7 protein-coding genes are annotated in these 8,943 nt (G+C 61.3%); 6 read left to right on the top strand and 1 reads right to left on the bottom strand.

All coding sequences use genetic code 11. The features are described 5' to 3' along the window. Positions 1 to 72: 72 nt before the first annotated feature. From JDV75_RS06630 to JDV75_RS06655, 6 genes are all read left to right on the top strand, one after another. Positions 73 to 1,629 carry an ABC transporter substrate-binding protein gene (locus JDV75_RS06630; protein ID WP_198738416.1) on the top strand — a complete coding sequence of 519 codons (1,557 nt, stop codon included), beginning with the start codon at positions 73 to 75 and terminating at the stop codon, positions 1,627 to 1,629. Then, positions 1,629 to 2,570 carry an ABC transporter permease gene (locus tag JDV75_RS06635; protein ID WP_198738417.1) on the top strand — a complete coding sequence of 314 codons (942 nt, stop codon included), beginning with the start codon at positions 1,629 to 1,631 and terminating at the stop codon, positions 2,568 to 2,570. The genes JDV75_RS06630 and JDV75_RS06635 overlap by 1 nt, the downstream gene beginning before the upstream one ends. 5 nt (positions 2,571 to 2,575) lie before the next feature. After that, entirely contained in the window at positions 2,576 to 3,415 is an 840-nt protein-coding gene (locus tag JDV75_RS06640) for an ABC transporter permease (protein ID WP_198738418.1), read from the top strand. Then, the gene (locus tag JDV75_RS06645) at positions 3,412 to 5,031 is read left to right on the top strand and encodes a dipeptide ABC transporter ATP-binding protein (RefSeq protein ID WP_198738419.1); all 1,620 of its coding nucleotides are present in this window, start codon (positions 3,412 to 3,414) and stop codon (positions 5,029 to 5,031) included. Before JDV75_RS06640 ends, JDV75_RS06645 begins: the two co-directional genes overlap by 4 nt. Before the next feature lie 335 nt (positions 5,032 to 5,366). Next, positions 5,367 to 6,008: a hypothetical protein gene (locus JDV75_RS06650; protein WP_198738420.1), complete on the top strand. Its 642-nt coding sequence runs from the start codon at positions 5,367 to 5,369 to the stop codon at positions 6,006 to 6,008. A gap of 80 nt (positions 6,009 to 6,088) precedes the next feature. Beyond that, on the top strand, positions 6,089 to 6,712 hold the full coding sequence (locus JDV75_RS06655) for a hypothetical protein (RefSeq protein ID WP_198738421.1): 624 nt from the start codon (positions 6,089 to 6,091) through the stop codon (positions 6,710 to 6,712). A gap of 293 nt (positions 6,713 to 7,005) precedes the next feature. On the opposite strand, the gene JDV75_RS06660 is transcribed toward JDV75_RS06655, so the two are convergent. Next, on the bottom strand, positions 7,006 to 8,943 hold a 1,938-nt coding region (locus tag JDV75_RS06660; protein ID WP_198738422.1), incomplete at its 5' end, for a tetratricopeptide repeat protein.

Raw genomic sequence — 8,943 nt, forward strand, 5'->3', positions numbered from 1 at the left:
ACCCGGACAAACACCTGTCCGGCGGCACGGGTGATGCCGATTGCACGGAGTGGAGGCGCTACCCTGTTCGTCATGGATGCGACCCATCTCAACGACCGGATTCGCCACGGGGCGGCGACGACCCTGGTGGCGGCCGGGGCGTCATTCGCGCTCGCAGCCTGTTCAGCCGGTTCGACGGCGATCCAGACCGCGGCGACCGCGGACAGTGGTGCCGTCGTCGTCGCGGTCTCCGGTACACCGGCGACCCTCGACTTCACCACCACCGGTGGGGCGGCCATCCCGCAGGCGATGATGTCGAACATCTACGAGACACTCGTGCGCATCGACGATGACGGTCACATCGTCCCGTGGCTCGCCACCGGCTGGGACGTGTCCGACGACCGCACCGTCTACACGTTCCACCTGCGCGACGGGGTCACCTTCACCAACGGATCACCCTTCACCGCCGAGACCGCGAAGTTCTCCATCGACCGGGTGCTCTCCGACGCGTGGACCAACGGGCTGAAGAAGCTGATGTCCCCGGTCGCGGGCACCCGCGTCGTCGACACGCACACCCTGGAGGTGACGCTCAACGCCCCGTCCAACCAGTGGTTGTTTGCCATGGGAACCTTCGTCGGGGCGATGATGACCCCCGACGGCGTCGACTCACTGGCCACCGACCCCGTCGGTACGGGCCCCTACACCGTCACCGACTTCGCACTCGGCCAGTCGATCACCTTCGCGGCCCGCGACGACTACTGGGGGGAGGCACCGAGGAACAACGCCGCGGCGATCCGCTACTTCGCCGACGCGGTGGGCGCGACGAATGCGCTCCGCTCGGGTGATGTCGACGCCGTCTACTCCATGCAGTCCCCGGAGCTCCTCGACACGATCACCGCGCACGGCCACTACAACGTCGAGGTCGGCACCACCAACGGCGAGGTGCTGCTGTCGATGAACAACCGACGCGCCCCGTTCGACGACATCCGCGTCCGTCGCGCCGTCATGTACGCCATCGACCGCCAGGCCGTAATCGACACCGCGTGGGACGGCTTCGGCACCGACACCGGCGGTACCCCGGTCCCGCCGACCGACCCGTGGTACGAGAAGTCCGAGAGGTATCCTCACGACCCGGAGAAGGCGCGGCAGCTCCTCGCCGAGGCAGGGATCAACGGCACGAACAACCGCGTCGTCATCTCCGTTCCGTCCCGGCCCTACGCCACCGCCGTATCCGAGATCATCGTCTCCCAGCTCCGCGACGTCGGTTTCGACGCCCGGATCGAGGCCACCGAGTTCCCGGCCGTGTGGCTGCAGAAGGTGTTCAGGCAGCACGACTACGACATGTCGATCATCCTGCACATCGAGGCCCGCGACATTCCGGCGCTGTTCGGCGACCCCGACTACTACCTCGGGTTCGATTCCCCGGCGGTGCGCGAGGACATCGCGCGGGCCGATGCCGGCAGCCCGGAGGAGTACGTGGCGGGGATGCGCGCCGCGGTGGACACCATCATGGATCAGGCCGCCGCGGACACCCTGTTCAACTACCCGAACATCGTCATCACCGCACCCGGTGTGACCGGTGTCAACGCCGACGCCGTCGATGACGCCCTGGAGCTCGCGACGATCAGCGTGGAAGAGGAGCGCGACTGATGCTCATCACCCTGGGAAGACACATTCTCCGCTACCTGGCGACGATCTTCGTCGCCTCCGTCGCGGTCTTCGCGCTGATGCGCGTCGTGCCCGGCGACCCGGCGGCCGTCGCCCTCGGTGTGAGCGCCACCCCGGAGCTCATCGCCGCGAAACGAGAGGCGCTCGGCCTGGACCAGCCGCTGATCGCCCAGTACCTCAGCTGGGTCGACGGGATGCTGCGCGGCGATTTCGGGCTCTCCCTGACCAGCGGGCAGGACATCTCCCCGCTGGTGGTCGACCGACTGCAGGTCAGCCTGATCCTCGTCGGGTCCGCCATGGCGCTGGCGCTCGCCGCCGCGATCCCGGTCGGCACCTGGGTGGCGATGCGGCACCGGAGGGCCGACGGCATCGCGATCACCGCCTTGAGCCAGGTCGGCATCGCGATCCCCAGTTTCCTCGCCGGAATCCTGCTGGTCAGCCTGTTCGCGGTGCGCCTCGGGTGGGCACCGGCGAACGGCTGGGTACCGCCGGACCAGGGCGTGGGCGCCTTTCTCCAGCGGCTCGTCATGCCCGTCTGCGCGCTCGCCGCGGTGCAGGGGGCGATCATGACGCGCTACGTCCGCTCCGCGGTCCTGGAGATCCTCTCCGAGGACTTCATCCGCACCGCCCGGGCCAAGGGGCTTTCCACCTGGCAGGCCCTCCTGCGCCACGGGCTGCGCAACGCCGCCCTCCCCGTCATCACCGTCACCGGCGTTCAGCTGGCGTCACTGGTGATCGGCGCAGTGGTCATCGAGCAGGTCTTCGTTCTCCCGGGACTCGGGTCTATGCTTCTCGACGCGGTGAGCACCCGGGACCTGACGACGGTGCAAACCATCGTCATGGTGCTGGTCCTGCTCACCCTCGCGGTGAACATGGTGGTGGACCTCATCGCACTCGCCCTCGACCCACGGACGGGACGGTGACCGACGTGAATCGACTCACCAGCACCCTGCGCAGGCTCCCGACCGCCGGGACCATCGGCCTCGTCATCGTCACGCTCGTCGTGACGGCCGGACTCATCTCCCTGATCTGGACCCCCTACGACCCGATCCACGCGATCCCCGCGGACCGGCTCGAGGGCCCCTCGTTGCGGCACCTGATGGGCACCGACCGCTACGGGCGGGACGTGTTCTCTCGGATCATGGCCGGTTCCCGCATCACGCTGCTCGTCGGGCTCGTCGCCGTCGGCATCGGCGTCCTCGTGGGTACGCCGCTCGGGATCCTGGCGGGCATGCGCCGCGGCTGGGCGGAGACGCTCGTGCTCCGTGGGGCGGATCTCCTGCTCGCCTTCCCCGCGCTGCTGCTCGCAATCGTCGCCGGCGCGATCTACGGCGCTTCGACGGTCTCGGCGATGGTCGCGATCGGCATCGCCACCGTCCCCGGCTTCGCCCGCGTCACCCGCGCCGGAACGCTGCAGGTGATGTCCCGCGACTTCATCGCCGCGGCCCGCACGGCCGGGTGCTCCGGTCCCGCGATCGCGTGGCGGCACGTCCTGCCCAACATCACCGGAATGCTCATCGTCCAGGCATCGGTGTCCTTCGCCCTGGCGATCCTCGCCGAGGCCGCACTGTCCTTCCTGGGCCTCGGTACCCCGCCGCCTGACCCGTCCTGGGGCCGGATGCTCCAGTCCGCGCAGGCCTCGCTGGGGTCCGCCCCGATGCTCGCGTTCTGGCCCGGTCTCGCGATCGCCGGCACCGTCCTCGGGTTCAATCTGCTCGGCGACGGTCTTCGCGACGTGTTCGACCCGAAGACGAGGAAACGCCTATGACCCTGCTCACCGTCACCGATCTCGGCGTCGACACGCAACGCGGGGAGACTCTCATCGGACAGGTCTCCTTCACCATCGACTCCGGCGAACGCGTCGGGCTCATCGGCGAATCGGGCTCCGGGAAATCTCTCACCGCGCTCTCGTTGATGGGACTGCTGCCCGACAATCTCTCCGCCCACGGTGAGATGGCGCTCGACGGCGAATCCGGGAACCTCGTCGATTACCCGGACCGCCGGATGCGCACACTCCGCGGCAGACGGGTGTCCATGGTGTTCCAGGAACCCATGACCGCGCTGAACCCGCTGATGACCGTCGGCGCGCAGGTCGCCGAGGTGATGACCCACCACGGCACCGTCGACTCCGACGACGCCGCCCGCGACAGGACCCTCGAGCTGCTCGCCGATGTCCGCATCGCGGACCCCGAACGCATCTACGGCACCTACCCGCACCAGCTCTCCGGCGGGCAACGCCAACGCATCCTCATAGCGATGGCCCTCGCGAACGATCCGGACCTGCTGATCTGCGACGAACCGACCACCGCCCTGGACGTCACCGTGCAGCGGCAGATCGTCGACCTGATCCTCGAACTCGTTGAGCGACGCGGTACCGGCCTGCTGTTCATAACCCACGACTTGGCACTGGTGTCCGGGGTGTGCGAGCGGATCCTGGTCATGCGCGACGGCAACCTCGTCGAGAGCGGCACCACGGAACAGATCCTCACCGACCCGACACACGACTACACGAGGGGGCTGCTCGCGGCCAGTGACCTCGATGCCCGGGACCCGGACGGTCACCTCTACACCGTGGAGACCGCCGCCACCGGTGGCTACCGGCCCGGCCACCTCCACAAGGTGCCCGCCGTGCCCTCCATCGGTGAAGTCGTGTTGTCGGCGACCGGGGTGTCCCGGACGTTCCTCGGCAAACGGCGCGGATTCCTCGGCCCCCGGCGCCGTACGGAGGCGCTCCGGGATGTGTCCCTGGAACTGCGGCGGGGACAACGCCTCGGGATCGTCGGCGGTTCTGGATCCGGCAAGTCCACCCTCCTCCGGATCCTCGCGGGACTGGACTCCCCCACCACCGGGATCGTCGCCCACGCCGAACGCGCACAGGTGGTGTTCCAGGACCCCATGGGTTCACTCGATCCGCGCATGCGTATCGGAGCGATCGTCGAGGAACCGCTCCTCGGCCTCGGGATCCCCGCCGAGGAGCGACGGGCCAGGGTCGCCGAGGTACTCGGCGAGGTCGGCATCGGCGCAGACGCCGTCGACCGGTTCCCTCACGAATTCTCCGGCGGACAACGCCAACGCATCTCCATCGCCCGCGCCCTGTCCGTGAAACCCGACGTCCTGTTCGCCGACGAAGCGGTCAGCGCCCTGGACGTCTCCGTCCGCGCCCAGGTCCTCAACCTGCTCAGCGACCTCGTCGCCGACTACGGACTGGCCCTGTTCTTCGTCTCCCACGATCTCTCCGTCATCCGCCAGATGTGCTCCGACGTCCTGGTGCTCAACCACGGGGACGTCGTCGAGGCCGGCCCGGTGGATCGCATATGGGGGAACCCGCAAGCTGACTACACGCGGGAACTGCTCGCGGCCGTGCCGAGACTGGTGGGACGGTGAGTCAACGGGACTATCGGCGGTCGCTGCTGCCCGCCGATACGGAAACCCGACCAGAACGTCGCACCATCTTTTGGCGAGGGGGCATTTCAGAAATCGCGAAATCTCGCACATGATCAGCGCGACATAGCCACGGGGACGCTCGTCTCATTACTCTCCAACTCCTGCACGATTCCCGTCCCCCTATGAATGCTTTTCTTCAACATGTTTCCGACCTGCAGAACCCCCAGGAACACACACGACTCCTTGGGCATGTGTGTTTGGTTCGGACTGGGATACGGTGGGGCTACCCGGGTGTAGGTGGGTTGATTATGTGTTGTTGAAAGTACCCTGGTCTCATGTCTGATACCGCGCGGGCCCCAGGAAGTGATCGGGAAAACCTGGCAAATACAACGGTGGAGGTGAATCGGAGGATGGTCGCCGAGAACCCCAACAACCAACAAGCTTTGACCGAACTGTTGGCGTCGCTGGTCAGCTTCGGAGATGTGATGTCGTTTGTGGACCCAAGTAAGGCGGAGGAACACTATCTCGAAGCACTGGATATCGCACGACAGTTGGTTGCCACTAACCCAGGCAGCCCGGAGGAACTACACGACTTAGCGGTTTCACTCGATCGGGTCGGCGATGTACTGCTGCCCGCCGACCTCACTGCGGCGAGGAAACACCATCTCGAAGCACTGGACATCAGGCGCGAGCTATCCGCGAAGTATCCCGAGAACCAACAAGCACTGCGCGATCTGACAGTATCTTTGGACAAAATGGGGGATGCGCTGCTGCCGGTGGATCCGGCAGCAGCGCACGAACACTACTTGGAGAGCCTCGGCATAGCTTTGAGTTTGGCCGAAGCGAACCCCGACAACCAACTCGCAGCGCACGACTTGGCGGTATCACTGGACAAAGTCGGAGATATACTGCTCCCCGACGATCCGACTTCGGCGAAAAACACTATCTCGAAGCACTGGACGTCGCACGGAAGTTGACTGCCGCGAACCCCGACAACCAACTCGCAGCGCGCAAGTTGATCGGGGCCCTCCACAAGGTCGGGAATACACTGATGCCGGTGTACCAGACCGCAGCGGAGGACCACTATCTCGAAGCGTTGGATGTCGCACGACATTTGGTTGCGATGAACCCCAGCAGTCAGAGTGCATTGCATGACCTGGTGGTGTCACTGGACAAGGTCGGTGATGTGTTTCTCTCAGCTGACCGGGAGATCGCACAGAACCACTATTTAGAGAGTTTGCGCATCACGCGACAGTTGGCTGCGGCAAACCCCGCCAGTCAGGAAGCAATGCGGGATCTGGTGGTATCACTGAATAAGATCGGAAGTCTGCTGACTCCGGTGGACCGGGCCGCAGCCGAGGCCAATTACTTGGAGGCCGTGGAAACCTCGCGACAGCTGATTTCCTACTTCCCTGATGATCGGGTGCATCTTCAACTTCTCGGCTACACCCTTCAAAAACTCTCTTCACTGATTGAGGATGTGAAACCAAAAGAAGCGGCCCGCCTACGCGAGGAGATTCGAGTGATACTTTGTCAGCTAAAGGACTATTTTAAATCCAACAAGGGCCCCGTCGGATCAACTCGGGAAATCAGAAGTAACCGGGATCGAACCACCCGAAGGAACTATTATCAGCATGCTCGCAAAACCACCGGGAATACATCCGGTTCCCACACTCAGTAGTCTCGGCTGATCACAGCTGCAAGGCTGATCTTGACTCGAACCAATTATTGAGACTCCCCTGATGCACCATCAGGAAATAGTCGACTTGTGATTCATGTGACCTCTGGCCTATCTGTTTATCCACATGTCCCCTCGGCCAGCGGAAGCGGACTTTTCAACCTCAATGAAATATCACCGCCCATTATTTTAACCTCCGCCACAGACGATAATGGACTATTCTTTAATGATATAGCTTCTGGGAAGTTTGCGCTGAGATCATTTTACCCCGATCATAATGCACCCTCTAGCCTCGATCAGCGAATTCGGAACACATAGCCATACCGTCTATCGATCCACGGCTCGAGGGCGATATGACCATCTGGCATTTGGAGCTGAGGCGGCGGCGCCATACATAACCGGGCTCCCGCAATGAGAACACTCCCCCCTCCCATATGCAACGAAGGCGGCTCAACCTCTTTGGATCCACCGGGACCTGAATCGTCACCTAGGGCTACCGAATCAACATGATCCACCTCCCCAACTGAAAGAGAATCGACGTCTTCTAGTCCGATCTCCGATTCTGGAAGAATCATATTTTCGTTATCTTTCAAAGCAGGTGACGTTGCCTGATGGATGCCAGCGTTTACCGCAGTCTCTATAAGATCAACTATCAGCTCCTCGGTTCCCGCAAGCCTCGACCAAAGAAGTATAGAACCCATACTCCTTTGCACAACATTCGCCCAAAGTATTCTATCAGCAGCATTGACGAACGTGAACCGTTTTCGGTTCAATAGAACTACCGCAGGAAGCGCAAGCGCAATCGCGTTTCTCAACTTTTCGGCCGCTTTTTCATCAATATCAACATCGGCGTTATCCATATCATGCCCACCGACACAGACACCTGAACTCATAACGATCAATCTGGCGCGCTGTATATCAATGTGAGCACAGCGGACCATATTCGAGACCTCCGGCGATGCGTATATACGTCGTGCATCTTTTAAGGCTTGATCCGTTCGAATCCAGTCCCCACAATTCCGAAAGAAACGCGCTTTAGTCAACAGTATGCTTGCCTGACCCAAACGGCTGCCCAGATCACCATAGAGCTCGTTCGCCCCATTTAGTTTGCTAAAAAACTCTTCTACGTTTCCAACTTTAGAAGCGAGGATACCTAGATGCTTGAGACATAGCGCTTGATTCAACGGTGATGTATTATTTTCTCGAAAATATTCGAGTGCTCGTACAAGATACGTTCGCGCTTCATCAGTTTCACCCTCCAGCGCAGCCAGGATTCCGAGTTGCATCACACAATAATGCGCCGGCTCGAGATAGCCCAACGATTCATAAAGCTCTTTGGCTTGGCCATGAAGGTTTCGCGCCGATCCATAATCTTTCATTTCTCGGTATATATTACCCATAGAATGCTTACAATTTGCTACTACTTTCTGCTTCTCATCTCCGTTGATACTTTTGTATATAGCCACCGCTCGGCGTGTATCTTCCAGAGCTCTAGCCAGGTTTCCGTTTTTACGTTCCAGAATTCCTCGAGAATGCAGACAATTGGCATATCCCTTTTTATCGCCAAGCCCTTCGTAGTTGCGCAGAGCACTGTCGAAGAGATCTCTGGCGCGTACGAAGTTTCCGAGATCGCGCTCGAGATTCGCCCACGATCTGGTCGTATCCGTCACCCCCCACTCGTCCTCAAGCGTTCTAAATAATCTATGTGCTTTTTCAAAATGAGCCCCGGCACTTTTCTTATCGATTCTGCGCAAAACGATACCCAACTCGAGTTCGCTTTGAGCATGCACGATACCACCAGCATCAGCGGTCCCATCGCCAGATAATCCTAAAGCCCACTCAATGAATCGGCGCGCTTCTTGCTTGCGCTTCTTTTCGCGGGCAATTCGCCCTTTCCCGAGATAACACGCGGCCAAAAAAGAACTCTCATCGTAGGCTTTAGCCATTTCTTCTGCAGCCGAGAAAAATTCCGCTGCCCGCTCATAGTCCTTGTATCCAAGAGCCGTTCTGGCCTCTACAATCTTTGAGGCTATTTGTAGATCTACTCCTATACCGCACGAACCGCTGATCAGCGTTTCCGCAATTCGGTTCTGCTTCGCCGCTTCATCGAAGTCTCGTCGTTTGAGGGCTTCCTCCGCAGCCCGCACAGCAACCCGAACATCCTCCACCGAACCCTCAAAACACCCCACCACACACACCCCATCCCCATAAAAACCAACAACCACAACAACCAA

This window comes from Corynebacterium meridianum (assembly GCF_016342265.1).
In the GTDB taxonomy this organism is placed as follows: domain Bacteria; phylum Actinomycetota; class Actinomycetes; order Mycobacteriales; family Mycobacteriaceae; genus Corynebacterium; species Corynebacterium meridianum.

Coding starts and splice junctions, on each gene's coding strand:
- JDV75_RS06630 (WP_198738416.1), top strand. CDS start 73: ATGGATGCGACCCATCTCAACGACCGGATTCGCCACGGGGCGGCGACG.
- JDV75_RS06650 (WP_198738420.1), top strand. CDS start 5,367: ATGTCTGATACCGCGCGGGCCCCAGGAAGTGATCGGGAAAACCTGGCA.
- JDV75_RS06635 (WP_198738417.1), top strand. CDS start 1,629: ATGCTCATCACCCTGGGAAGACACATTCTCCGCTACCTGGCGACGATC.
- JDV75_RS06645 (WP_198738419.1), top strand. CDS start 3,412: ATGACCCTGCTCACCGTCACCGATCTCGGCGTCGACACGCAACGCGGG.